This window comes from Streptomyces sp. ADI95-17 (assembly GCF_003846175.1).
Taxonomy (GTDB): domain Bacteria; phylum Actinomycetota; class Actinomycetes; order Streptomycetales; family Streptomycetaceae; genus Streptomyces; species Streptomyces sanglieri.
Genome location: NZ_ML123044.1, coordinates 23,385 through 48,940 on the forward strand (window position 1 = coordinate 23,385; position 25,556 = coordinate 48,940).

Genomic DNA, 25,556 nt, shown 5'->3' on the forward strand with positions numbered 1-25,556 from the left:
AGGCCCTTGCCCCAGTCGCGGAAGGCAATTCCGGACTCGCCCTCCCAGTCGACGTCCCTGATGAAGTCGCCCAGCTCCTTTGCGGCGTCCTTGATGGCTGTCCTCGCCTTCAAGAGCGCCTCACCCGCGTTCTCAAGGTGCTCGGGACTGGAGTTCTCGATCAGGTCGATCATCGCGTTGAGCTCGTGGCCCTCGAACGAAGTCCGTCCTGAGGTGCCCGAACCTCCGAAGGGGAACAAGTCCATGACGTCCTGAACCCGCCGGTTGACGTCAGTGACGATCAACTGGTTCTGGACGCGCTGATGGTCCTGTGCCTGCTGTTCCTTGGGAGTCAGCTCCGGCTGCTTCGAATCACTCATTCGGCTGCCCACCCCGAGTCACTCTGGTTGTCACTGCTTCCGTGCTCAGGCTTCTCGGTCTTCTCCGCCTGCGCCTTCTCCTGCTCCTTGTCCAGGCGCGCCTGGATCTCGTAGAACCGGCGCCGCACATCGTCGTCCACGTTCTCGAAGCCGACGGCCGCCGCGTGCACGCCCAGGCTCAAGTACTCGATCTGGTCGCCGAGTGACTTGGAGAGCGAGACGAGCGCCTCGTGGACGCGGTTGTACTGCGTGTACAGCCCGTCCGCCTCCGCGAAACACGCGTTCTGGCCGCTCAGTGCGGCGCGTGACACCGTCTGCGCCGCGATCTTCGACTTGCCGGCTGCCGACCCCTCAAGGTCGGCGAGCAACGTGTTGACACGACTTTGGAACTTCTCCAGCGCACCAACACCACGCCGGAGGTCGCCTGGACCGGCCACGATCCTGCCCTCCCCGTTTCCCCGAATCCCCGTTTGCTCGGACTGTCACTCGTTGCTTTCGCACTCACGTGAACAAGTCCGACCTCATTCCAAACCCTAGTCACTGGCTACGACAGGGCCAACCTTCTTATCCATCACGTGACTTCCGCAGATCGATTACCGGCCGAGAACCGCCTTGACCGCCGTCGGGCATCGCGCACGGCCACGGCGACGCCCGCTATCGCGGCGACCAGCACCGCCCCGCCCACCACCACGTAGGTCGCCAGGCGGGCGTTGCGTTCGTCCGCCGTTTCGCCCAGGTGGAGTTCGGCCGGTGTCGGCGCTTCGCCCTTGCTCACGCCCTCGTGCGCCGCCGGGCGCTCGATGGGCTTGTCGTCCTCCGTCAGGGCACGCACCGGGTCGACCACGCCCCAGCCCACCAGGTGGTCGTGGCCCGCTACCGAGCGTTCCGCCGTCTGCTCGATCTGGGCGACGATCTGTTTCTGCGTCCAGTCCCGGTGCTTGGCCTTGATGAGGGCGGCGACCCCCGCGACGTACGGGGCCGAGAAGCTGGTGCCGTTGTCGGCGCAGTGTCCGCCGTCGGGGACCGTCGAGATCATGTCCACGCCGGGAGCGGCCACATCCACGAAATCGCCGGACTGGGAGAAGGCCGCCCGCTCGTTGTTGCGGTCCGACGCGGCCACGGCCAGGACACCGTCGTACGAGGCCGGATAGGTCTTCTTGACGTTGCCGCCGAGCCCGTCGTTGCCTGCGGAGGCGACGATCACGATGTCCCTCGCCAGGGCGGCGTCCACGGCGTCCTTCAGAGCGCCTTCGGGCATCACCGCGTTGGCCGTGTCCTGGGAGATGTTGATGACGTCCGCGTGGGCGACGTCGGCCGCGTAGCGGATGGCGTCGGCCAGTGTTTTGGCCGTGCCGTGGCCCTCGGCGTCGTTCTGCTGGATCGGGATGATCACCGCGTCGGGAGCCAGGCCGGTGAAGCCGGTGCCCTTCACCTCTCGTGCGGCGATGATTCCGGCGACCTTGGTGCCGTGACCGACTCTGTCGGTGGTGCCGTTCTCGTTGCCGCGCTCGATCTTGTTGCCGTTGTCGTCCTTGATGTCCTTCCGCAGGAAATTGCGGCCGCTCTTGGTGTCCACGGCCCCCTTGAGTTGAGGGTTCTTGATGTCCACGCCCGTGTCGATGACCGCCACCCGTACACCCTTGCCGGTGGACTGCTTCCACAACTCGTCCATCAGGACACGCTGCAACGACCAGGGGCGGCCCGCGTACTTCGCCGAGGGGAAGGTGCACTGGGTGGAGTCGTCCGCCGCCGCGGGCAGTACCGGCAGCGTGACGAAGAGGACGGCGGTGGCGGCCGCGGCCGTCAGCGGACGCCGGTACGGATGCGAAGAGGAGTGCGTCGTCATGTGGATACGCCCCTCAGGAACCCTGCGGCTGGCGGGCCGCGCCCGTCGACAGGCGTGGTCCCGTGGGCAGGAACGAGGACCAGGCGGCCGGGACGGGAGCGGGCACGACGTCCTTGTATCCGAGCCGGTTCTGCGCCTGTTGTGCCTCCTGCTGCCGCTGCTCCCTCTCCTCCTTCGTGCCCGATTCACCGATGCCGGAGTCGCCCTGCTCGCCGTCTCCGTTGGACTGCATGGCATAGCGCAGACCGGTGTCGGTGACCAGGAAGAGCGGCCCGGAGTCGGCGCTGGACCCCTTGAACTGCCGGAAGAGCTGCCCGGATCCGGGGGTGACGTAGGCGCTGCTGGAGCCGGTGGGGAGTGTTGCGGGGAAGCTCGTGCCCGCCCATGTGCTGAGCGTGGTGGCGCCGTTCTTCGTGTCGACACCTCGCAGGACGTTGCACACGGTGTTACGGCTGCCGGCCTTGGGACTCGCGGAGTTGACGCGCTTCGGCTCGCTCTTGGGCCAGTCCAGGCTCTGCCCGAATCCCTTGCCGGGCACGAACGCTCCCGCGCTGACGGACCTCGCCTTGCCGTCCTGGCCGAGCTTGACCAGGTCCCGGCTGCTGAGCAGGAGCTTCGCGACGAAGTCCGACACGGGGGCGACCCGGCCGGGCAGGACCACGTACTTCTGGGTCCTGGTTCCGGACGTCGCCGCGAGGACCATGCCCACCTTGTTCGCCTCGCTCGGCAGCTCCCCCTGGATGCCCGCGTCGGTGCCGGGGGCTTCGGGGAGGGCCGGGAAGTCGACCGCGTCCCCGGTGTGCAGGGTGTCCAGCCACGCGGCGGAGACCCGCTGCGGGGTGCGGCGCTCGCCGAGCAGGGCGCGCAGCAGCAGTTCGTCCTTCTTCACCTTGTACGCCTTGCCCTCGGCGTCCACGATGTAGCGGGTTCTGTCGGGTCCCGGTCCCTCGACGTACATCAGCTCACCGCCGTGCAGCCGCCCCGTGCCCTCGGTCTTCTTCCGGTCGCGCTCCGCGAGGACGAACGCCGCCTTCAGGATGGCCCTGCCGCCCTGGCCGGGCCGCTCGCAGACGGCCCACCGCTTCTTCGAGCCGGCTTCGCCCTTGTCCGGCAGCCGGTCGGGGGCGTACGGGATGCCGAGTGTGGCGCCGTGCGGGATCTTGCCGTTGTCGAGCACGGATTCGTCGACGTTGATGACCGTGCCCTTGTCCGGGTCGAGCAGGAGCTTGGCGGAGGACATGTTCAGCACCGGGTGGAGCTGCGTCTTGCCGTCGGTCTTCAACACCACATAGCGCGTGGTGGATTTGCTGGCGATGATGACGTTCTCGTAGGGGGTGTCCCACTTCTGGGGTGCTACGGGCTTGAACATCCCCCAGGCTCCGAACACCGCGATGATGACGACGCCGACGATCGTGCCGGGCACCACCGCACGCAGGGGGCGCGGCGCGCCCTCCTCCGAACCGCTCGGGTTGGGTTGCAGGAACTGTGCGATCAACCTCCGCTTCGCGAAGGTGTAGGCGTTGAGTTCGTCCCGCCGTGATGCCATCTGTCCGCTGCCCCTTTTCCCCAGTGAGCGACCAGGTTCCCACACGCACCGGGGACCGCTGTCGCCGACTGGGCACTCCGCTATGCCTGTTGGCGGTCGACCGTCACTGCTCAGGTAGGGTGATCGCCCGGTCAACACCCGTGAAAAAACTGTACAAACGGACACAAGGGGGCAACGCGGCGATGGGTGCAGCGACGCGCGAACGCACGGGGCGGTCTACCCATCGAGCGTCGGTCCCTTCACGACGGCAACGTGGCAACGAGCCGACCGCCGCCACTCCCGCCCCGCCGGTGGGCGCGCCCGCGAAGACGACGCTGCGGTCGGTCTCGCGGACCGGCAGCCCCGCCGGCCTGCTGCGGCGGATGGTGCTCGTCGAGGCGGCCCTGGCGGTCGCCGCGGTGGGTTTCGCGCTCGGCGGCCCCTGGCCGGTGCCCACGGTCTCGGTCGCCTGCCTGCTGGTGCTGCTCGCGGTGGTACGTCGCCGGGGCCGTGCCGTGCAGGACTGGCTGTCGACGGCGCTCGCGCTCCGCGACCGCAGGCGAACGGCCACGGCGTCCGACGCGGATGCGGAGCCGCAGCTGGCGCCGGTGGCGGAAAGCGTGCCGGGCTTCGCTCCGTACATCTACGTCGACCGGGACCGCCGCACGGTGGGCATGGTCGGGGACGGTACGTTCCTGACGGCTGTCGTACGGGTGGAGGCCAGCGGTGAATCGCTGCGCCAGGCGCGCGGTGCGCGGGCGCTCCCGTTGTCCCTCCTGGGCGATGCCCTTTCGGTGGACGACATCGTGCTGGAGTCCGCGCAGCTCGTGCAGCAGGTACGCCCCGCTCCGGCGCAGCACCTGCCGCAGCAGTCGGCGGCACGGCTCTCCTACGCCCCGCTCCAGGAGCAGATCGGGGCGCCCGCGCTGCGCATGACCTGGGTGGCCGTGAAGCTGGATCCGGAGCTGTGCCGGGAGGCGGTCGAGGCGCGCGGGGGCGGCATCGGCGGGGCTCAGCGTTGCCTGGTCCGGGTCGCGGACCATGTGGCGAGCCGGATCACCGGGGCCGGCTTCCGGGCCGTGGTGCTGGACCAGGAGGAGTTGCACTCCGCCGTGGCCACATCCGCCTGTGCCAATCCCATGCTCTCGGCCCGCGCCGGACGCCCGGACGCCCCGGCGCAGCAGCGGACGACGGAGACGACGAGGGTCTGGCGGTGCGACGACCGCTGGCACACCGCCTATGCGGTGGACCGCTGGCCCGAGTTGGGCCGAGGGGCGACCCCGCTACCCCGTCTCGTCTCGCTGCTGACCTCGGTTCCCGCGTATGCGACGACCTTCAGCCTGACGGTGCGGCCCGGTTCGCACCAGGGCGAGGTGTCGGTGTCCGGCCATGTGCGGATCACGGGCGGGTCCGACACCGAACTGGTCGGAGTACGAAGGACGTTGGAGCAAGCCGCACGGCACGCCAAGGTCGGTCTGGTGCGGCTGGACCGCGAGCAGCTGCCGGGCGTGCTGGCGACGCTCCCGCTGGGAGGCGCACAGTGACGAATCGCATCGGGCCCAGGCGGGGACTGCGCGGCCCGCAGCACGCGGGGCACACTCTGACGGCGGAACACCTGGGTGCGCTGTCGCTGCCGGTCGGGGACGACGGCGTCATCATCGGCACCGATGCCGAGGGGCACCCGCAGTTGATCGGGTTCCACCGCCCGGCCCCGTATGACGTCCTGCTGATCGGCGGCCTGTGGACGGCGCAGGTGCTGGCGCTGCGTGCGGCGGCCACCGGGGCACGGGTGGCGGTCGAGACCGGGCGCACCCAGGCGTGGACGACGCTGGCGCAGGCCGCGGGCGCCGGTCTTGAGTGTGTCTCCCTCCATGACGTGGGACGCGTTCCGCCGACCGGGGCGACCGTGGGCAGTCCCGTGGTGGTCGTGCGGGACTGCGGGATGCGCCCGCCCCGTGGCCGGGTGGTGTCCTCGCCCTGGCAGTCGGTGCTGACGCTGCTGCCCTATCTGAGTCCGGTGGCGCCCCGGCTGATGCGGGCGTCGACACTCGTGGGCGTCCAGCGGGTCTCGCCCGCCGAGGCGGACCAGATCGGCCGGATCCTGGGGCTCGCCCGGGCGGAGATCGAGGCCCTGCCCACCCTGGCGGACGGTGTCACGCTCTGGGTGGCGGGCGGCGAGCGCCACTGGGTGATGACAAGTGCGACGGACATAGAGACCGGACTGCTCGGCACTGCCCGCCGGATGGACTGAACTCTTCCGTTCACGACCCTGGGCCCTCCGCTTCCGGGAGGATGGCGGGGAACGACACGGTTCGATCGAAGGGACGCCGACATGGGCACCCAGCAGGAAAAGGAAGAGCTCTACGCTCTCGACATCTCCGATGTGGAGTGGCTGAGCGCACCGGGGACCGAGAACGTCGAGGAACGGGTCGAGATCGCGCACCTGCCGGACGGCGCGGTCGCCATGCGCTCTTCGTTGGACCCGGGGACCGTGTTGCGGTACACGGAGGCCGAGTGGCGCGCTTTCGTACTGGGTGCGCGGGACGGTGAGTTCGACCTCAAGTAGGCAACGGTCCGGTGAAAGGGTGGCTGTCCGAACCGGGCGGTCACCCTTTCATCGCGCCTGGATATATTCACAATCGACCGCTTTGGCCTGTGTGCTCCGCCGCACTCGGGGCGCTCGAAGGCGGCGCGTGACCTACTGGACAGTTTCTGCCGTGCGATACGGCCTGCCGCAGTGAGCCCGATGACGATTAGGGTGGGTCGGGGCGCAGCGGAAGAACCTGCGGGCAAGCGATGCGCGTCCCGAGGGGGAGAGCCGGGCGGATCAGACAAACGGGAACGGTCGCCCCCACCCACCACGGCACAAGGGTGCTCGACCACACCAGGAGGCAAAGTGAACGGCGATCGGGACGAGATCCGCGGGGGCTGGAACAAGCCCGTCGACGAGTCGTCCGACGCGGAGCCCGCCGAGATGACGGGTGAGTTCACCATCGACTACACCCCGCCCGCCTGGTACACGCAGAACGCGCCGGGGGACTCGTCGGGCGGTGCCGGTACGCATCTGGCGCCTCCGCCGCCGAGCGGAGCACCACTGTCCGTGCCCGCGCCGCCCTCCGGGGGCGGCTTCGACTCCGACTGGACGCCGGCGCCGCCCGCGCCCATTCCCGCGCCCATTCCCGCGCCGCCCATTCCCGCGCCGCCCGCACCCGCCGCCCCCATTCCGGCGCCGGTTCCCGCCCAGGCCTCGACGGGTGACGCCGCGCCCGCTCCCACGGGCGGCAACACGGAGGATTCCGGCGGTGCGCCGGACCCGTTCGGGGGCGGCGACGTGGAGAGCGGCTCGACGATGCGCTTCTCGCCGGCCTCGTTGAAGCGGCAGATCGCAGAGATCGAGGGGCGTTCGGCGGACGTGGCCGGGGACGGGGACGGGAGCGATGCCGGGGACGGGTCCCGGGCCGCCTCGGGGTCGGGTGTCGCCGAAGCCCAAGCCGGTGCCGGTGCCGATGCCGGTGCCGGTGCCGGTATCGGTATCGGTGGTGCTGACGGTGGCTCGGGTACGGGCGAGGCGCCTGATTCCGGCTCTGCTCGGACCCCCGACGCCTCCGCCGAGGAGCCCGCTGCCGCTGCCGCCCCGGACTCCGGCACGGACCCGGCCGATGCCCCGGCGGACGGGCCGCAGGACTCCGCGCCCGCCGACGCCGTCGCGGATGCGGCACCCCAGGACGTACCGCCCGCCGGCGCACCGCAGGGTGCCGTCGCGCCCGTCGCGCCGAGCCCGTGGGCCCCGGCACCGCCGCAGGGCGGTCTGCCGCCACTGCCGCCCGCCTTCCAGCCCGCCGCGCCGCAGCCCACCGCGCCCCAGCCGGCCCAGCAGTGGCCCGCTCCGGGCCCGACCGGTCAGGCGGCTCCCGGCGGCTACGGATTCCCGCAGGGCCAGGCGCCGCAGCAGCCGCAGGCACCCATGCCGCCGCAGGGCGGTTACGGATTCCCGCAGCAGCCCGGTCCCCCGGCTCAGCAGACCCCGCCGCAGGGCGGCTACGGCTTCCCGCAGGGCCAAGTGCAGCAGCCGGGCGCACCCCTGCCGCCGCAGGCTCCGCACCAGCCGCAGGCACCTCAGCCGCCGCATACACCTCACGCACCCCAGCCTCCGCAGGCCGCCCAGGTGCCTCAGCCGGCCCAGCCGTCCCAGGGTGCTCAGTGGCCCGCGCAGCCGGGCGCACCCCTGCCGCCGCAGGCCCCCCAGGGCGCCCTGCCGCCGGCCCAGCCCGCGCCCCACCTCCCCGCGCAGGTCACCCCGCAGCAGCAGGCCCAGCCCCAGGCTCCCCAGCAGCCGCAGCCCCAACACCCGCAGCAGGGGCAGCCCGTGGACCCCCGCACCGGTGGTGCCTGGCCGACCCCGGTCACGCACGATCAGCGCGAGCGTTCCGTGCCCGGCGCCCCGCTCGGGTACACGGCGGCCGTGGAGCTCTCCTCCGACCGGCTGGTCCGGGGCAAGCAGAAGGCGAAGAGCAGCCGCAACCCGTCCGGCGCGTCCCGCTTCAAGCTGGGCGGCAAGAAGGAGGAGGCCGAGCGGCAGCGCAAGCTGGAGCTGATCCGTACGCCCGTGCTGTCCTGCTACCGGATCGCGGTCATCAGCCTCAAGGGCGGCGTCGGCAAGACCACGACGACCACCGCCCTCGGCTCGACCCTGGCCACCGAGCGGCAGGACAAGATCCTCGCCATCGACGCCAACCCGGACGCGGGCACGCTCGGCCGCCGGGTGCGCCGCGAGACCGGTGCCACCATCCGCGACCTGGTCCAGGCGATCCCGTACCTCAACTCGTACATGGACATCCGCCGGTTCACCTCACAGGCGCCCTCCGGTCTGGAGATCATCGCCAACGACGTGGACCCGGCGGTCTCCACGACGTTCAACGACGAGGACTACCGGCGCGCGATCGACGTGCTGGGCAAGCAGTACCCGATCATCCTCACCGACTCGGGCACCGGCCTGCTCTACAGCGCGATGCGCGGGGTGCTGGACCTCGCCGACCAGCTGATCATCATCTCCACGCCGTCGGTCGACGGCGCGTCAAGCGCGTCCACCACACTGGACTGGCTCTCCGCGCACGGCTACGCGGACCTCGTACAGCGCTCCATCACCGTCATCTCCGGGGTCCGCGAGACCGGCAAGATGATCAAGGTCGACGACATCGTGCAGCACTTCGAGACGCGTTGCCGGGGCGTGGTCGTCGTACCGTTCGACGAGCACCTGTCGGCCGGCGCCGAGGTCGACCTCGACATGATGCGTCCCAAGACCCGCGAGGCGTACTTCAACCTCTCCGCGATGGTCGCCGAGGACTTCTCCCGCGCCCAGCAGCAGCAGGGGCTCTGGACCTCGAACGGCTCCACCCCGCCGCCGCAGTACGCCCCGCCGATGCCCGGCCAGCAGCAGTACCCCCCGCAGCAGCCGCAGCAACAGCCGTACCCGCCGCAGCAACAGCAGCCGTACGGTGGCCAGCAGCCCCCGCAGCCCTACCCGCCGCAGCCCGGCCCGGCCGGGCCGCAGCAGAACGGCTGGCAGCAGGGGCAGCCCGGCCGGCCGGGACAGCCGGTTCCGCCCGAGCTGCAGGGTCCCGTCCCGCCCGCCGGATGGCCGCAGCAGCCGCCGCCAGCGCCTCAGCAGTAAGGCATCAGAGGTCTGAACCAATGAGGGCCCGCACCGTCTCCTCGGTGCGGGCCCTCTGCACATTCCCGCAGCCCACACGCCGTTTCGATGACCGTTGACGCAGCTCGACCACCGCTGATAAACCTTCGCTTCACCAGCTGGCGAACCACAGATCAACCCGCCTTCTCCGTGCGAGTCATGACGCGAGGTCCCTGACCATGGTCGAAAGAGTTCCACCGCCCTCTGCCCAGCCACGTTCACGTCTGCGTGTTCTCCTGGCCTCCGGTGCCGCCGCGCTGGCGCTGGCCGCCGGATCCGTCGTCCCGGGCATGCCGCTCGGTGCCGCGCCGCAGCAGGCGCAGGCCGCCGACAGCGGAAAGTCGACACTGACCGTCGCCGTCGCACAGAGCGTCGACTCCCTGAGCCCGTTCCTGGCCCAGAAGCTGATGAGCACCAGCATCACGCGGCTCATGTACGACTTCCTCACCAACTACGACCCCAAGGACAACCACGCGATCCCCGGCCTCGCCACCAAGTGGGAGCCGTCCGCGGACAAGCTGACCTGGACGTACACCATCCGCCCCGACTCCAAGTGGTCGGACGGACAGCAGGCCACCGCCGAGGACGCGGCCTGGACGTTCAACAAGATGATGACCGACGAGGCAGCCGCGCAGGCCAACGGCAACTTCGTCGCGAACTTCAAGAAGGTGACGGCTCCCAGCCCCACGCAGCTGGTCATCGAGCTGAAGGAGCCGCAGGCCACCATGGCGGCACTCGATGTGCCGATAGTGCCGAAGCACGTCTGGGAGAAGGTCGGTGACTTCTCCAAGTTCAACAACGACAAGGCGTTCCCGATCGTCGGCAACGGGCCGTTCGTCGTGACCGACTACAAGGTCGACCAGTACGTGAAGCTCAAGGCCAACAAGGACTTCTGGCGCGGCAAGCCGAAGTTCGACGAGCTGGTCTTCAAGACGTACAAGGACCAGGACGCCGCTGTCGCCGCGCTGCGCAAGGGCGAGGTCTCCTTCGTCGCCGGTTCCCCCGCGCTGACGCCCGCTCAGGCCGCCTCGCTCAAGGGCGAGAAGAACATCAAGATCAACGAGGGGCCGGGCCGCCGCTTCTTCGCGCTGGCCACCAACCCGGGCGCGCAGACCAAGGACGGCAAGAAGTTCGGCAACGGCAACAAGGCCCTTCTCGACCAGAAGGTCCGCCAGGCCCTCTTCCTCTCCGTCGACCGCAAGACCATCATCGACAAGGTCTTCCAGGGGCACGCCGTCGAGGGCCAGGGCTACATCCCGCCGCGCTTCTCCGCGTACCACTGGCAGCCGACCGCCGAGCAGAGCCTCGCGTACGACCCGGCCAAGGCGGCCAAGCTGCTCGACGAGGCGGGCTACAGGCTCAAGGGCGACCAGCGGGTCGGCAAGGACGGCAAGCCGCTCGACCTGCGCATCCTCTGCCACGCCACGGACCCCAACGACAAGGCGATCGGCAAGTACCTCAAGGAGTGGTGGGGCAAGCTCGGCATCGGCCTGAAGGTCGACTGCCTCGACAACGTCTCGGTGCCCTGGTACGCGGGTGAGTACGACCTCGCCTTCGACGGCTGGTCCGTCAACCCGGACCCCGACTTCGTGCTCGGCATCCACACCTGTGCCGCGCTGCCGGCCAAGGCCAAGGACAGCGCCACCACCGACAACTTCATCTGCGACAAGAAGTACGACGAGCTGTACAAGAAGCAGCTCGCCGAGTACGACCCGGCCAAGCGCGCCGGAATCGTCAATGAGATGCAGTCCTGGCTGTACGACTCCGGGTACATGAGCGTCATCGCGTACCCGAACGCGGTCGAGGCGTACCGCACCGACCAGATCAAGTCGATCACCACCATGCCCGAGGCGGCCGGCAACATCTACGGCCAGGACGGTTACTGGAGCTGGTGGTCCGCGGCTCCCGCTTCCGGCGGCAGTTCGGACAGCTCCGGCGGGTCGGGCTCGACCGGCGTCGTCATCGGCATCATCGTGGTGGTCGTGGTACTCGCCGGTGGCGGGTTGTTCATCGCGAAGCGGCGCCGCAACACGGCGGACGACCGCGAGTAATCACTCGGACAGGTCGAGAGGGGCCGGCCGGGGAGCACTCGCGTCGTCGGCCGGCCCCTCCACGTGCAGCACGAGTAACGAGAGTTCCCCATGACAGCTGACAGCACTCCGGCGCTCGTGCAGGTCGCGGACGCGGACACCGAAGGCCCGGCTCCGGCCGGACCGCCGGCCGCCCGCGGTCCACGGGCGCGCAACACCAAGGCCTATCTCCAATACGTGGCGGCCAAGATCGCGGGAGCAGCGGTCTCGCTGTTCGCGGTCCTGGTCACCAGCTTCTTCCTGTTCCGGCTCATTCCCAGCGACCCGGTGAAGCAGATGACGGGCGGACGGCCCGTATCCGCCGAACAACTCGCGTCGCTGCGGCGTCAGTTCGGCCTCGACCAGCCGATGTGGCAGCAGTTCACGACGTATGTCGGCGACGCCCTCACAGGCGATTTCGGCACCTCGTTCCAGTTCCACGCGCCGGTCATCGACAAGATCATCGAGGCGCTGCCGGCGACCCTGCTCCTCACCGGCACGTCGTACGTCCTGTACACCGCGCTCGGCATCTGGCTCGGCACCCGTACCGCCTGGCGTAACGGTTCCGCAAGCGACCGCTTCAACACCGCGTTCGCGCTCACGCTCTACTCGGTGCCGTCGTTCTGGCTCGGCCTGCTCCTGATCATCGTCTTCTCGGTGGGCGTCGGCCCGATCCCCGGGATGTTCCCGACGGGCGGTCTGGAGTCGGGCAACGAGACCGGCTTCGCCTACATCCTCGACGTGGCGCACCATCTGGTCCTGCCGGTGATCACACTGGTCGCGGTCGGATACGCGCAGACGCTGCTGGTGATGCGTTCCTCGCTGCTCGACGAGATGGGCAGCGACTATCTGACGACGGCCCGGGCGAAGGGGCTGCGGGACGACGTCGTGCGCCGCAAGCACGCCGTGCCGAACGCGATGCTGCCGACCTTCACCCTGATGTTCGTGAACCTCGGGCATGTGGTCGCCGGACAGATCCTGGTCGAGACGGTGTTCTCCTGGCCGGGCCTCGGCGGCCTCTTCTACCAGGCGCTCAGCGTGCCCGATCTCCCCCTCGTACAAGGGCTGTTCTTCGTCTTCGCCACCGCGGTGATCCTGGCGAACACCCTTGCCGATGTGCTCTATCCGCTGCTCGATCCCCGGGTGGGCCGATGACGACCGAATCCATGCCCACGCCCACACCCACGAAGGCGGAGGCCGCACAGAATCCGCGCGCGCTGGCCCGCGCGCGCAAGCGCCGGTCCATGGCCCGCTTCTGGCGGGAGTACCGGAGCCACCGCAGCGGGCTGTGGGGTCTGGCCGCCCTCGTCCTGATCGCGCTGGTCGCCCTGTTCGCCCCGCAGCTCGTCGGCGCCGACTCGCAGAGCGTCACCGGCGCCCCGGGCGGCGCGCTGGAGTCACCGAGCGGTGAATTCCCCCTCGGCACCGACCAGTTCGGGCGCAGTGTGCTGGCGCTGCTGGTGTGGGGCACCCGGGTCTCGTTGACGGTCGGCCTGCTCGCGGCGTTCCTGTGCGTCGCCATCGGTACGGTCGTCGGCATCGTCGCGGGCCATTTCCACGGCTGGTACTCGACGGTCCTGATGCGGATCACCGACTGGTTCCTGGTGATGCCGACGCTGGTCCTCGCGATCGCGCTCGCCACGGTGATGGACCGCTCGATGTGGACGGTCATCATCGCGATCGGGGTGACCACCTGGCCGACCACGGCCCGGCTGGTCCGGGCCCAGACGCTCGCCGTGGAGTCCCGCCCGTACATCGAACGGGCCCGTGCGCTCGGCGGCGGCCACGGGCACATCATGGTCCGGCACGTGCTGCCGAACGTGATGCCGCTGGTGCTCGCGCAGACCACTCTGGTGATCTCCAGCGCGATCCTCACCGAGGCCACCCTGGCCTTCCTCGGTCTCAGTGACCCGACCACCACCTCCTGGGGCGGCATGCTCCAGGACGCCCGCGAGGCGGGCGCGGTCAGCGCGGGCGACTGGTGGTACCTGGCACCGCCCGGCATCGCCATCGCCCTGGTGGCGCTGGCGTTCACACTGTGCGGCCGAGCCATCGAGTCCGTCCTCAATCCCAAGCTGGGGGTGGCCCGTTGAGCACGACGAGCATCATCCGGAAGACACCGCTTCTCGACGTGCGGGACCTCACGGTGACGTACGCCGGCGGAGCGCAGGCCGTCCGTGGCGTGAACCTCTCCGTCGACGCCGGGCAGAAACTCGGCATCGCCGGTGAGTCGGGCTGCGGCAAGTCGACGCTGGCGCTCGCGCTGCTGCGGCTGCTGCCCGCCGGTACGAAGGTGTCCGGCCGGATCCTGCTGAACGGCGAGGACGTCCTCACCATGAAGTGGGGGCAGGTCCGGGCAGTGCGCTGGGCGGGGGCGTCGATCGTCTTCCAGGGCGCGATGCACTCGCTCAACGCGGTGCACCGCATCGGCGACCAGATTGCCGAACCGATCCTGCTGCACAAGAAGGCGACGCAGGCCGCGGCGGCGAAGCGGGCGGGCGAGCTGCTGGAGCAGGTGGGACTGCCCGCCGCCCGCGCCTCCGCCTATCCGCACGAGCTCTCCGGCGGGCAGCGGCAGCGCGTGATGATCGCGATGGCGCTCGCCTGCGACCCGGGGCTGATCATCGCGGACGAGCCGACCACGGCCCTCGATGTGATGATCCAGGCCCAGATCCTGCGGCTGATCGAGCAGCTGGTGTCCGAGCAGGACCTCGGTCTGATCATGATCAGCCATGACCTCGCGGTGCTCTCCGACACCTGCGACCGGCTCGCGGTGATGTATGCGGGCCGGGTCGTCGAGGAGGGCCCGGCGTCCGAGGTCTACGAGAACGCGCACCACCCGTACGGCAAGGCCCTGTCCGGCGCGTTCCCGCGCATCGGCGACCCGGCCTCCCGGTTCGCGCCCCGCGGGCTGCCCGGCGATCCGCCGGACCCGTCGGCGCTGCCCGGCGGCTGCACCTTCCACCCGCGCTGCCCGGTGGCCCTGGAGTCCTGTGCGAGCGAGGACCAGGAGCTGCGGGACGCGGGGCCGCTGCGGCGGGCCGCCTGTGTGCTGGTGGAGCCGGGGGCGGCCGCGGTGCCGGCCCTGCCCGGCGCCGAGGAAGCAAGGAGCACACCATGACAACCACCACTCCCCTGCTCAGCGCCCAGGGACTGCACGTCACCTTCCCCGGCCGGCGCGGGGCCGCCCCGGCGCGCGCCGTGGACAGCGTCGATCTGGACATCCGGCCCGGCGAGATCGTCGCGCTGGTCGGCGAGTCCGGCTGCGGCAAGACGACGCTGGCCCGTTCGCTGCTGGGCCTGGTCCCGCCGACGTCCGGTCGGGTCACCTTCGGCGGCAAGCCGCTCGACTACGCGAGCCGGGCGCTGAAGTCGTACCGCAAGCGGGTCCAGCTGGTGCTCCAGGACCCCAGTGGTTCGCTCAATCCGAGGCACACGGTGTACGACGCCGTCGCCGAGGGGCTGCGGATCCACGGGTACGCGGGGGACGAGCGGGCGGCGGTCACCGAGGCGCTGTCCCGGGCCGGTCTGCGGCCGCCGGAACGGTTCTTCCTGCGGTATCCGCACGAGCTGTCCGGCGGTCAGCGCCAGCGGGTCGTGATCGCGGGGGCGCTGGTGCTGGAGCCGGAGCTGATCGTGGCCGACGAGCCGGTGGCCTCGCTGGACGCCTCGGTGCGCGGCGAGATCCTGGCGCTGCTGCTGCGGCTGCGCGACGAGCTGGGGCTGTCCGCGCTGGTGGTCACGCACGATCTCGGCCTGGCGTGGAACATCGCGGACCGGGTCGCGGTGATGTACCTGGGGCGGATCGTGGAGACAGGCAAGGTGGAGGAGATTCTGACGGCTCCTCAGCACCCGTACACCCAGGCGCTGTTGTCGGTGCTGCCGGAGTCCGGGGCCGAGCCGGTGATCCTGACCGGTGAGCCGCCGGACCCGTCCAGGGTGCCGTCCGGCTGCCGGTTCCACGCCCGCTGCCAGGTGCTGGCCTCGGGCGAGGCGGAACGGGCGGGCGTCGCGGACGACTGCCGTACGAAGGATCTGCCGGTGCTCGCGGGCGGCGGCGAGACACAGGTGGCGTGCCACTGGGCGGTCGCGGCCGCGAAGGCACGGGCGTAGGTCAGGACCACGACGCGGGGCCGGGACCGTCAAGGAGACGACGGTCCCGGCCCCGCGTCGTCCCGCAAGGAAAGGGGATCAGCCGCGCTCGTACGCGGAGACCAGCTCGCTGCACCGCTTCACATCGGCGGCCATCGCGACGAGCAGCTCGTCGATCGAGTCGAACTTCAGCATCCCGCGTACGTACGCGAGGAAGTCCACCGAGACGTGGAGCCCGTACAGGTCGAGGCCGACGCGGTCGATCGCGTACGCCTCCACCGTCCGCTCCGTGCCGTCGAACTGCGGGTTGGTGCCCACCGAGATCGCGGCGGGCATCGCCTCGCCGTTCACGTTCAGCCAGCCCGCGTAGACGCCGTCGGCGGGGATCGCGGTGTGCGGCAGGGTCTCCACGTTGGCCGTGGGGAAGCCGAGCTCACGGCCGCGCTGCGCGCCGCGGACCACGATGCCCTCGACCCGGTGCGGTCGGCCCAGGATCTCGGCGGCGCCCTCGACGTCGCCCTCGGCCACCAGTCGCCGGGTGAGGGTGGAGGAGAACGGCTCGCCGCCGCCCGCCTCGCCGCTCACGTACAGGTCGATGACCTCGACGCGGTAGTCGTAGGTCTCGCCGAACTCGGTGAGCAGCTGGACGTTGCCGGCCGCCCGGTGGCCGAAGCGGAAGTTCGGCCCTTCGATGACCAGCTGTGCGTGCAGCTTGTCGACGAGCACCTTCACGATGAAGTCGGCCGGTGCCAGCTTCGAGAACTCGGTGGTGAACGGCAGGATGAGCACCGCGTCCACGCCGAGCTCCGCCATCAGCTCGGCACGCCGGTGGTGCGGGGCGAGCAGCGGCGGGTGGCTGCCGGGCCGTACGACCTCGCTGGGGTGCGGGTCGAAGGTCACCACGACCGACGGCACGCCCAGCTCGCGGGCGCGCTCCACGGCCCGGCCGATGATCAGCTGGTGTCCGCGGTGCACCCCGTCATAGGAGCCGATGGTGACGACGCTGCGTCCCCAGTCCTGGGGGATGTCCTCCAAGCCACGCCAGCGCTGCACTCTGACCGCTCCTCGCCCGAACCTGTGTACGTGGGTTTGTCTCTTACGCAGGTCTAAGACTGCCATGCTCACGCCGCGCGGCCTGCATCGGCATCGCCTTCGGGCTTCCCAGCGCCTCCAGCGTCCGCTGTGCGCCGGGGCCGACGAGCGCCGCCCATTCCTGTGGTGCGTCGGCCAGCCACCCGGTGACCAGGGCGGCGAATCCGGGCACGTCACGGGCGAGCCCGACCAGCCTGCGGTCGAAGCGGACCGCACCCTCGGGGGTACGGACCAGCAGCGTCCCGGTGCGGTGGACCAGGGCGCGGGTGCGGGCGGGGGCACGGGTGCCGGAGCCGGTCGCGGCGGCCCGCAGCAGCGCGTCGAGCACGACCGGATCCCGGTGGGCGTCCTGCTCGAAGTCCAGCAGGACCTCCAGCAGCTGTTCCCGCAGCGACCCGGAGGCGGGGCTCCCGGGCGCGGCGAGCACCCCGGCGAGTGCGCCGCGTACCGGCGGGGGCACGGGGCGGTCCCGCAGCAGCCCGGTCACCAGCGGCAGCAGCAGGGCGCGGGCTGCGGGGCCGCGCTCCAGCCTCCGGTCGAGGTACGAGGCCGCGTGCACGGCGTCGTCGGGGTGGCTGTCGATGTAGGCGCGCACCAGTCCGGCGGTGTGCAGGGCGAGCGCGGGGGCGTCGATCCCGGCAAGCGCGCACAGGGCCTCGCCCGCCCCGTCGTCGGGCCGGGTGAGCCGTTCCCGGTACGCGGCGAGCACCGGCTCCGGGTGGGAGGGCAGGGCGACGGCGAGCGCCTCGGCGGACGGCGCGGGCCCGCCCGCGACGAAGGCCAGGAGCGCCTGCGGAAGGTAGCGGTCCCTGGTCTCCGGATCCTGTACGAGGAGGGTGAGCGCGGCCCCGTGCAGAGCGGCGTCCGCCGGGCGGGCCAGCAGGGCGAGGACCGATCCGCGCAGCAGTGCGCGGTCGGCGTCGAGGGTGGCGTGGGCGGCGGTGACCAGGGCGTACGAGGCGGCTGCGGCGCGGCGGGCACTCCGGTCCTCGTCGTGGGCCCAGCGGTGGACGGCCCGGCAGAGCGCGGAGGGTTCGTCCTCGGCCAGCGCGCCGAGCAGTTCCTCGGCCCTGGGGTGGGGGGTCGCGACGAGCGCGTCGGTGAGGTCGTCCACGGCCAGGTCCCGGCGGGCGTAGAGGAGCGCCTGGGCGGCGGCCGCCACGGTCGGCCGGAGCGCGTCCCCGTCCCCGGCGGGCAGTGGCCGCTCGTCGGTGAACCAGTCGCAGAGCAGTGGCTGCACGGTACGGGGCCGGTCCACGAGCCGTCTCGCCACGGCGTCCAGGAACCGCTCGCCGCCGTCGCCGTCGGGGTACGTGCCGCAGACCGGGTCTCCGTCGCCGCGCGCCTCGCCGCGATGCGGGCCGTCGGCGGGGACGAGCCGCCGGAACAGGTCGATCCGGTCCTTCTCGGAGAGCCTCAGCCGCCGCCAGAACCACGGCCCGAACGCGGCGTACGTCCCCGGGCCCCCCGGCCCGCCGCAGGCCGCCCGACGTACCACCCGCCCGGCCAGGAGCCGCAGCACGCCCAGATACGGACGGGCGTCGGGCACCCGGAGCAGGGTCTCGGAGAGCAGCCGGACCGCCCACCAGCGGGCGTCGTGCCCCGGCGTCCCGGCACGGCCGGGGGCGGCCTCCCGGACCGTGGCGGCGTCCGCCGCGCCCGTCGCCGGATCCGTCCGCGCCGACAGCCGGTCCAGCGCCTCGATGAGATCGGCCAGCTGGTGGGAGAGCACGGCGGGGCCTTTGCGGCGGCCCAGGAGCAGCAGCGCCTGGATCACCGGGCCGATGCGGTGGCGGGGTACGGGCAGGGTGCGCGGCCCGGTCGCCGCCGCCGGCAGGGCTGCGCGGCCCGGCCCCGGCTGCCGGGGACGCGGGACACGGCGTTCGCCGGCCGCCGCCCCCGGCTGTTCGTTCCGCCCCTCCTGCGCGTGCCACCGGTGGACCAGCGCGTACAGCGCCGCGTCCACGTCCAGGTGGGCGCCCTGCACCCAGTCCCCCAGCTCCTCGTGCGCGAAGCGGTATCCGGCGCCCGCCGGGACGAGCAGGCCCTCGGTGAGGACGGCCGACGCCCAGCCCGTGCGCCAGGGGAAGACCTCCTCGAAGACCTCCCGGCCCAGCTCCCCCTGCCCGGGGCCCAGACAGCGCCGCGCCGCCTCGTGGACCTGCCCCGCCACCCGCGCGGCCAGCCTGCGGACGGCGCCGCCGCCCGGCGCCGGACCCGACGCCGCCGCGATCCGGACCGCGACGCGCAGACACATCAGGTCCAGGTGGGCGGCGAAGACCTCCTCGGTGCCGGGCTGCCCGTCGACGTCCCCGGGCAGTGCGGCGCGCACCTCCGCGAGCAGGCGCAGGGTGAGCGGGTGCCGGTCGTGGCCGGGGGCGAGCGCTCCGGGCGGGATGGCGTACCGCTCGGCGGCCCGTGCCGCCTGGCCCGCGGTGAGGTCGCCGAGGCGGACCGCCGGGGGCAGCCGCCCGGCGGGCCGGGCGGGGTGGTGCAGCGCGCCGGGCGGGCAGAGCGCCCCGGTGCTCTCCCAGTACTCGGGGCCGCAGGCGACGACCAGCCGGGCCCCGTTGTCCCGCAGCCATTCGACGGTGGCGGCGGTCCACCGGGCGGACTCGTGGGCCAGCGCCGGCGGCATCTCCTCGGGGCCGTCGAGCAGGACGAGCAGCGGGCTCCCGGACTCCTCGGCCAGCCGGGCCACCCGCTCGGGGCCGACGGTCGACATGTCGCCCCTGGCTCCGGCGGCGGTCACGATGCGTCCGGCCCGGCGCAGCGTGCGGGCGACGGCGTCGGCCACCGAGGTGTCGTCGGCCAGCAGATCGGCGCCGCGCAGCCAGAGGGTGGGGGCGGGCACCGGGCCACGCGCCCGGCGTGCGGTGAGCGCGGCCAGTTCGGTGGTGCGGCCGGTGCCCGGCGCTCCGACGAGGGCGAGGACGACGGCGGGACCGTCCGGCGCGGACGAGGGCCGGTCCGGGCCCGCGAAGGCGGCGAACTCCGCGCTGATGTCCGGGCGTTCGACCGGGTCGGTCGGGGCGTCGGGGCCGCCCGCCGAGCCGAGCGAGGTCGCGGTGAGGTGCAGGGCGCCCGCGAGATTCAGGTCGCGTCCGTATCCGGGAACGCTCGTCGCGTTGCGCCGCAGCAGATCGTCGAGCGGGCCGCCGGGGCCGGCTGCCCGGAGCGGCACGGCGAACCCCGCGCCCTCGTGCCCGGCGCGCAGCGCGCTGCCCAGCACGGCGACGACCGCGCCGCTGGCCGGGTCGACGACGGGCCCGCCCACGGCCGTGCCGCCGAGCCGCAGCGCGTCCCTGCCGTCCGTGCCGAGCGCCAGTTCCAGTGCCGCGCCGATCCGGTGGCAGCGGCCGTTCGCGGTGTATGTCACGGGGACGGTGCCGAGCACCCGGGCCTCGCGCCAGCCGTGCGCGGCGATCGTCACGTACGTACCGGGGTCGATCCGGTCCCGCAGGGCGATCGGGGCGGGCTCCACGCCCAGCTCGGCGGGGCCCCCGGGTTGCAGCAGGGCGAGGTCCAGCTCCGGCAGCGCGGTGATGTCGCCGGACTCGACGGTGCGGCTGCGGCCGCCCGCTCCGTGCAGGACGAGCCGGGTGGCGCCGTCGACGGCCTCGTGGCTGGTCAGTACCGTGCCCCGGTCGTCCGCGACGAACCCGGTCCCCCGCGGCCGACCGGCCGAATCGCAGATACGTACCAGCGCTGCCCGGTCCCCGCTTGCCATGGTCCGAACGTTAGGTCCGATGATCGGCGCCCGTACCGCTCGTTGTGAAAGCGCCCCCGAATGCACCCCTGATTCACTCCGAGCGCCTGCCCATTGGGGTGAATTGTTGGCGTGCGGTGGACAGAACATGTGGGGGACCGTGGAGCGGGCGCAGGGATCTGCCCCGCCCGCTCCACGAGGGGAATACCGGTCAGGCGAAGACGGCGAGGCTCTTGGCCTTGCCCTTCTGCTCCTCCACCAGGACCAGGAAGCGCCCGTCGGGCCCGAAGACGCCGACCGGCCCCGGCGGGAAGGCCGGCATGTCCAGCCGTACGCCGTTGAGCAGCAGCTTGGCGCGCTTCTCGTCCACGTCCCAGCGGGGGAACGCCGACGCGGCGGCCTCGGCCACCGGCATCACGGTCAGCTCCTCCTGGTGCTGGTCGAGCGTCCGCGCCGCGTCCAGTCCGTAGGGCCCGACCCGGGTGCGGCGCAGCGCGGTCAGATGGCCGCCCACGCCGAGTCCGGCGCCCAGGTCCCGGGCGATCGCGCGGATGTACGTACCCGAGGAGCAGACGACCGAGACCACCAGGTCGACGACCGGGGTGCCGTCCTCGGCGACCTCCTGGCGGACGTCGTAGACGTTGAAGGACGAGATCGTCACCGGCCGGGCCGGGATCTCGAACTCCTCGCCGCCGCGCACCCGCGCGTAGGACCGCTTGCCGTCGATCTTGATGGCGCTGACCTTGGACGGCACCTGCATGATCGGTCCGGTCAGGGCCGCGACGCCGGCGTCGATGCCGTCACGGGTCACCCCGGAGGCGTCGGTGGACGAGGTGATCTCGCCCTCCGCGTCGTCCGTGACGGTGTTCTGGCCGAGCCGGATCGTGCCGAGGTACTCCTTCTCGGTCAGTGCGAGATGGCCCAGCAGCTTGGTGGCCTTCTCGACACCGAGCACGAGAACGCCCGTCGCCATCGGGTCCAGGGTGCCGGCGTGGCCGACCCGGCGGGTGCGGGCGATGCCGCGCATCTTGGCGACGACGTCATGCGAAGTGAAGCCGGACGGCTTGTCGACGATGACAAGGCCGTCCGGCGTTTTCTGCGGTGTCATTCGGAGGCGGTGTCCTCGTCGTTCTCGTCATCCGCCTTGCGGTACGGGTCGGCACCACCGGCGTACGTGGCGCCCGAGGACGCCTCGCGCACCCGTGCGTCCGAGGCACGCGCCCGGTCGAGCAGGTCCTCGATGGCCTTGGCGTTGCCCGGCAGGGCGTCCGCCACGAAGGCCAGCGTGGGCGTGAACTTCGTCCCCGCCGCCGCTCCGACCGCCGACCGCAGGATGCCCTTGGCACTCTCCAGACCGGCCGCGGCGCTCGCCCGCTCCTCGTCGTCGCCGTAGACCGTGTAGAAGACCGTGGCCTCCCGCAGGTCACCGGTGACCCGGGTGTCCGTGATCGTCACGTGCGTACCCAGACGCGGGTCCTTGATACCGCGCTGCAGTTTCTCGGCGACCACCTCCTGGATGAGGTCCGCCAGCTTTTTCGCCCGCGCGTTGTCGGCCACTGGTCCGTCTCCTTCTTCGCCTTGCTCAATCGTCTTCGTCGCTGTGCAGCCGCCGCCGTACGGACAGCAGCTCCACTTCCGGCCGTGCGGCCACCAGTCGCTCGCACCGGTCCAGAACATCTGTGAGGTGTCCGGTGTCCCCGGAGACCACGGCAAGGCCGATCTCGGCCCTGCGATGGAGATCCTGACCGCCCACCTCCGCCGCGCTCACCGCGTATTTCCGCTGGAGCTCGGCGACGATCGGACGGACGACTGAGCGCTTCTCCTTCAACGACCGTACGTCGCCGAGAAGCAGATCGAAGGACAGTGTCCCCACATACATGTATGTCCGGATGTCCCGCCGGTTCGGGTTCGCGCCCTGCCAGTGCTTGGCAGGGACACCAGAACCGTACACGGAACGGCCGGGGCCGATCGACGGAAATACGACCCGTCGACCGGCCCCGACTGTTGAGGAGAGGTCCGGGGGTGTCCCCCCGGAATCCCCCGTTGATCAGCCTCGCGGCTTCTCGCGCATCTCGTACGTCGCGATGACGTCGTCGATCTTGATGTCGTTGAAGTTTCCGAGGTTGATACCGCCCTCGAAGCCTTCGCGGATCTCGGTGACGTCGTCCTTGAAGCGGCGCAGACCGGAGATGTTGAGGTTCTCCGCGATGACCTTGCCATCGCGCAGCAGGCGCGCCTTGGTGTTGCGCTTGACCTCGCCGGAGCGGACCAGCACACCGGCGATGTTGCCCAGCTTGGACGAGCGGAAGATCTCGCGGATCTCCGCCGTACCGAGCTCGACCTCTTCGTACTCCGGCTTGAGCATGCCCTTGAGGGCCGCCTCGATCTCCTCGATGGCCTGGTAGATCACCGAGTAGTAGCGGACGTCGACGCCCTCGCGCTCCGCCATCTGCTGGGCACGCCCGGCAGCGCGGACGTTGAAGCCGATGACGATGGCGTCGGAGCCGGTCGCCAGGTCGATGTCCGACTCGGTGACCGCACCCACACCGCGGTGCAGGACCCGGATGTCGACCTCGTCGCCGACGTCGAGCTGGAGCAGCGAGGACTCGAGAGCCTCCACCGAACCGGACGCGTCGCCCTTGATGATGAGGTTGAGCTCCTGGACCAGACCGGCCTTGAGCGCCTCGTCCAGGTTCTCCAGGGAGAACCGGACACCCTTGCGGGCGAAGTTGGCGTTGCGCTCACGGGCGGCACGCTTCTCGGCGATCTGACGGGCCGTACGGTCCTCGTCGACCACCAGGAAGTTGTCGCCGGCGCCCGGGACGTTGGTGAGACCGAGCACGAGGACGGGGGTCGACGGACCCGCTTCCTCGACGTTGTTGCCGTTGTCGTCGAGCATCGCCCGGACTCGGCCGTACGCGTCGCCGACCACCATCGTGTCGCCGATGCGCAGCGTTCCGCGCTGGACGAGGACGGTGGAGACGGCACCGCGGCCGCGGTCGAGGTGGGACTCGATCGCAATACCCTGCGCGTCCTGCTCCGGGTTGGCCCGCAGGTCGAGCGAGGCGTCGGCGGTGAGGACGACGGCCTCCAGGAGGGACTCGATGTTGAGGCCCTGCTTGGCGGAGATGTCGACGAACATCGTGTCGCCGCCGTACTCCTCGGCCACCAGACCGAACTCGGTGAGCTGACCGCGCACCTTGGTCGGGTCCGCGCCCTCGACGTCGATCTTGTTGACCGCGACCACGATCGGCACGTCGGCCGCCTTGGCGTGGTTCAGCGCCTCGATCGTCTGGGGCATCACACCGTCGTTCGCCGCCACCACGAGGATCGCGATGTCGGTGGACTTCGCACCACGGGCACGCATGGCGGTGAACGCCTCGTGACCCGGGGTGTCGATGAAGGTGATCCTGCGGTCCTCGCCGTTGACCTCGGAGGAGACCTGGTACGCACCGATGTGCTGCGTGATGCCGCCGGCCTCGCCCGCGACGACGTTCGTCTTGCGGATCGCGTCCAGAAGCCGGGTCTTACCGTGGTCGACGTGACCCATGACGGTCACGACCGGCGGACGGGAGACCAGGGCCTCTTCGCCGCCCTCGTCCTCGCCGAACTCGATGTCGAAGGACTCGAGCAGCTCGCGGTCCTCCTCCTCGGGGCTGACGATCTCAAGGACGTAGTTCATCTCGTCCGCGAGCAGCCTGAGGGTGTCGTCGGAGACGGACTGCGTCGCCGTGACCATCTCGCCGAGGTTCATCATCACGGCGACGAGCGACGCCGGGTTGGCGTTGATCTTCTCCGCGAAGTCGGTGAGGGAGGCACCGCGCGACAGACGGACGGACTGTCCGTTGCCGCGAGGCAGCATGACGCCGCCCACCGACGGGGCCTGCATGGCCTCGTACTCCTGGCGCCTCTGCCGCTTCGACTTGCGACCACGACGCGCGGGACCGCCGGGACGGCCGAACGCACCCTGTGTGCCACCACGGCCGCCGGGGCCGCCGGGACGTCCACCGAAGCCGGGACGGCCGCCGAAGCCGCCGCCACCGCCGGGACGACCCGCACCGCCACCGCCGCCACCGGGACGACCGGCGAAACCGCCGCCACCGCCACCGGGACCGGCCGGACGGCCTGCGAAGCCACCGCCGCCGGGACGGCCTGCGCCGCCACCGCCGGGACGACCGCCGCCACCGGGACCACGGCCACCGCCGGGGCCACCACCGGGACGCGGGCCGGCAGCGGGACGCTGCGGCATCATGCCCGGGTTCGGACGGTTACCGCCCGGGGCACCGCCCGGACGGGGAGCCTGCGGACGGGGCATGCCGCCCGGGGTCGGACGGGCGCCGCCCTGACCCTGGGGACGCGGAGCTCCACCGGGGCCGCCCTGCGGACGCGGGGCGCCCGGACGGTCCTGGCCGCCACCGGGACGCGGGGCGCCGCCGGGACGGGGCGCCTGCGGACGGGCCATGCCCGTCGAGCCACCGGAGGTGAAGGGGTTGTTGCCCGGACGGGGACCGGCCGGACGGGCGCCGGGGCGCGGTGCGCCCTGGCCCGCGGGACGTGCGGGGCGGTCGCCGCCGCGCTCGCCGCCACGGCCGCCGTCACGCTGGCCACCGTCACGCTGACCGCCGGCCGGGGCCGGACGGCCACCGGTCGGACGGGGCCCGGGGGTGGCACCCGCGGGACGCGGGGCCTGCTGCTGCGGGGCAGCCTGCTGGGCCGGAGCCGGAGCCGAGAACTCGGCGGCGGGCACCGGGGTGACCGGAGCGGGCTTGGGCGCGGGCTTCGGGCCCGGACGCGGGCCGGCAGCCGGCGCGGAAGGCGCTGCGGGGGTGCTGCTCACCGGTGCGGCGGGGGCCGGCTTGGGGGCCGGGGCGCCGGGCTTCGGGGCAGCGGGACGTGCCGCAGCGGCCGGGGAGGGCGCTGCGGGCTTTGCGGGCGTCGCCTTGCGGGGCGCGCCAGGCTTTGCAGCGGACTTGCCGGCGTTGCCGCCGGGCCCCTGCAGTGCGTCAGTCAACTTGCGTACAACCGGCGCCTCGATCGTCGAGGACGCCGAACGGACGAATTCACCGAGTTCTTGGAGCTTGGCCATGACGACCTTGCTCTCGACGCCGAACTCCTTGGCGAGTTCGTATACCCGGACCTTAGCCACTTCGCTCCTTTTAGGTCCGGGTTACCGCC

General features: G+C 71.6%; 18 protein-coding genes. 9 read left to right on the forward strand and 9 right to left on the reverse strand.

Going from position 1 to position 25,556, the window contains the following annotated elements:
• Positions 1 to 355: 355 nt before the first annotated feature.
• The 3 genes from EES42_RS00100 to eccB form a co-directional block, all read right to left on the reverse strand.
• Positions 356 to 796, reverse strand: coding sequence for a hypothetical protein (locus EES42_RS00100; protein WP_206433324.1), 441 nt, complete (start codon positions 794 to 796; stop codon positions 356 to 358).
• Between the two features lie 134 nt (positions 797 to 930).
• Positions 931 to 2,205, reverse strand: coding sequence for a type VII secretion-associated serine protease mycosin (mycP, locus tag EES42_RS00105; RefSeq protein WP_124716065.1), 1,275 nt, complete (start codon positions 2,203 to 2,205; stop codon positions 931 to 933).
• 13 nt (positions 2,206 to 2,218) lie between these two features.
• Entirely contained in the window at positions 2,219 to 3,751 is a 1,533-nt protein-coding gene (eccB, locus tag EES42_RS00110) for a type VII secretion protein EccB (protein ID WP_124716066.1), read from the reverse strand.
• A 182-nt stretch (positions 3,752 to 3,933) separates the two neighbouring features.
• Between eccB and eccE the strand changes: the two genes are divergently transcribed.
• The 9 genes from eccE (at position 3,934) to EES42_RS00155 (ending at position 15,601) form a co-directional block, all read left to right on the forward strand.
• Positions 3,934 to 5,274, forward strand: coding sequence for a type VII secretion protein EccE (eccE, locus tag EES42_RS00115; RefSeq protein ID WP_124716067.1), 1,341 nt, complete (start codon positions 3,934 to 3,936; stop codon positions 5,272 to 5,274).
• Complete coding sequence (locus tag EES42_RS00120) at positions 5,271 to 5,981, forward strand: hypothetical protein (RefSeq protein ID WP_124716068.1); 711 nt, start codon at positions 5,271 to 5,273, stop codon at positions 5,979 to 5,981. The genes eccE and EES42_RS00120 overlap by 4 nt, the downstream gene beginning before the upstream one ends.
• An 81-nt stretch (positions 5,982 to 6,062) precedes the next feature.
• On the forward strand, positions 6,063 to 6,296 hold the full coding sequence (locus EES42_RS00125; RefSeq protein ID WP_124716069.1) for a DUF397 domain-containing protein: 234 nt from the start codon (positions 6,063 to 6,065) through the stop codon (positions 6,294 to 6,296).
• A gap of 330 nt (positions 6,297 to 6,626) precedes the next feature.
• Entirely contained in the window at positions 6,627 to 9,401 is a 2,775-nt protein-coding gene (locus EES42_RS00130; RefSeq protein WP_124716070.1) for an SCO5717 family growth-regulating ATPase, read from the forward strand.
• A 197-nt stretch (positions 9,402 to 9,598) separates the two neighbouring features.
• Complete coding sequence (locus EES42_RS00135; RefSeq protein ID WP_124716071.1) at positions 9,599 to 11,470, forward strand: ABC transporter substrate-binding protein; 1,872 nt, start codon at positions 9,599 to 9,601, stop codon at positions 11,468 to 11,470.
• A gap of 90 nt (positions 11,471 to 11,560) precedes the next feature.
• Positions 11,561 to 12,643 (forward strand): ABC transporter permease, encoded by a 1,083-nt coding sequence (locus EES42_RS00140; RefSeq protein ID WP_124716072.1) that lies wholly within the window; start codon positions 11,561 to 11,563, stop codon positions 12,641 to 12,643.
• On the forward strand, positions 12,640 to 13,581 hold the full coding sequence (locus EES42_RS00145; RefSeq protein ID WP_124716073.1) for an ABC transporter permease: 942 nt from the start codon (positions 12,640 to 12,642) through the stop codon (positions 13,579 to 13,581). The genes EES42_RS00140 and EES42_RS00145 overlap by 4 nt, the downstream gene beginning before the upstream one ends.
• Positions 13,578 to 14,609, forward strand: coding sequence for an ABC transporter ATP-binding protein (locus EES42_RS00150; protein WP_124716074.1), 1,032 nt, complete (start codon positions 13,578 to 13,580; stop codon positions 14,607 to 14,609). Before EES42_RS00145 ends, EES42_RS00150 begins: the two co-directional genes overlap by 4 nt.
• Positions 14,606 to 15,601: an ABC transporter ATP-binding protein gene (locus tag EES42_RS00155; RefSeq protein WP_124716075.1), complete on the forward strand. Its 996-nt coding sequence runs from the start codon at positions 14,606 to 14,608 to the stop codon at positions 15,599 to 15,601. Before EES42_RS00150 ends, EES42_RS00155 begins: the two co-directional genes overlap by 4 nt.
• 78 nt (positions 15,602 to 15,679) lie before the next feature.
• On the opposite strand, the gene EES42_RS00160 is transcribed toward EES42_RS00155, so the two are convergent.
• The 6 genes from EES42_RS00160 to infB all read right to left on the reverse strand — a co-directional run bounded on the left by EES42_RS00160 (position 15,680) and on the right by infB (position 25,527).
• Entirely contained in the window at positions 15,680 to 16,633 is a 954-nt protein-coding gene (locus EES42_RS00160; protein ID WP_124716076.1) for a bifunctional riboflavin kinase/FAD synthetase, read from the reverse strand.
• A 43-nt stretch (positions 16,634 to 16,676) separates the two neighbouring features.
• On the reverse strand, positions 16,677 to 20,402 hold the full coding sequence (locus EES42_RS00165) for a S1 family peptidase (RefSeq protein ID WP_124716077.1): 3,726 nt from the start codon (positions 20,400 to 20,402) through the stop codon (positions 16,677 to 16,679).
• Between the two features lie 190 nt (positions 20,403 to 20,592).
• Positions 20,593 to 21,489, reverse strand: coding sequence for a tRNA pseudouridine(55) synthase TruB (gene truB, locus EES42_RS00170; protein WP_124716078.1), 897 nt, complete (start codon positions 21,487 to 21,489; stop codon positions 20,593 to 20,595).
• Positions 21,486 to 21,938, reverse strand: coding sequence for a 30S ribosome-binding factor RbfA (gene rbfA / locus EES42_RS00175; protein WP_124716079.1), 453 nt, complete (start codon positions 21,936 to 21,938; stop codon positions 21,486 to 21,488). Before rbfA ends, truB begins: the two co-directional genes overlap by 4 nt.
• A 25-nt stretch (positions 21,939 to 21,963) precedes the next feature.
• A complete protein-coding gene (locus tag EES42_RS00180) occupies positions 21,964 to 22,260 on the reverse strand; it encodes a DUF503 domain-containing protein (RefSeq protein WP_072489324.1) in 297 nt (98 codons plus the stop codon).
• Positions 22,261 to 22,428: 168 nt separating this feature from the next.
• Positions 22,429 to 25,527: a translation initiation factor IF-2 gene (gene infB / locus EES42_RS00185; protein WP_124716080.1), complete on the reverse strand. Its 3,099-nt coding sequence runs from the start codon at positions 25,525 to 25,527 to the stop codon at positions 22,429 to 22,431.
• Between the last annotated feature and the right edge of the window lie 29 nt (positions 25,528 to 25,556).

Excerpts from the sequence above, each read along its gene's own strand:
- mycP (WP_124716065.1), bottom strand. The coding sequence starts at position 2,205 with ATGACGACGCACTCCTCTTCGCATCCGTACCGGCGTCCGCTGACGGCC.
- eccB (WP_124716066.1), bottom strand. The coding sequence starts at position 3,751 with ATGGCATCACGGCGGGACGAACTCAACGCCTACACCTTCGCGAAGCGG.
- eccE (WP_124716067.1), top strand. The coding sequence starts at position 3,934 with ATGGGTGCAGCGACGCGCGAACGCACGGGGCGGTCTACCCATCGAGCG.
- EES42_RS00125 (WP_124716069.1), top strand. The coding sequence starts at position 6,063 with ATGGGCACCCAGCAGGAAAAGGAAGAGCTCTACGCTCTCGACATCTCC.
- EES42_RS00135 (WP_124716071.1), top strand. The coding sequence starts at position 9,599 with ATGGTCGAAAGAGTTCCACCGCCCTCTGCCCAGCCACGTTCACGTCTG.
- EES42_RS00140 (WP_124716072.1), top strand. The coding sequence starts at position 11,561 with ATGACAGCTGACAGCACTCCGGCGCTCGTGCAGGTCGCGGACGCGGAC.
- EES42_RS00145 (WP_124716073.1), top strand. The coding sequence starts at position 12,640 with ATGACGACCGAATCCATGCCCACGCCCACACCCACGAAGGCGGAGGCC.
- EES42_RS00155 (WP_124716075.1), top strand. The coding sequence starts at position 14,606 with ATGACAACCACCACTCCCCTGCTCAGCGCCCAGGGACTGCACGTCACC.
- EES42_RS00165 (WP_124716077.1), bottom strand. The coding sequence starts at position 20,402 with ATGGCAAGCGGGGACCGGGCAGCGCTGGTACGTATCTGCGATTCGGCC.
- truB (WP_124716078.1), bottom strand. The coding sequence starts at position 21,489 with ATGACACCGCAGAAAACGCCGGACGGCCTTGTCATCGTCGACAAGCCG.
- EES42_RS00180 (WP_072489324.1), bottom strand. The coding sequence starts at position 22,260 with ATGTATGTGGGGACACTGTCCTTCGATCTGCTTCTCGGCGACGTACGG.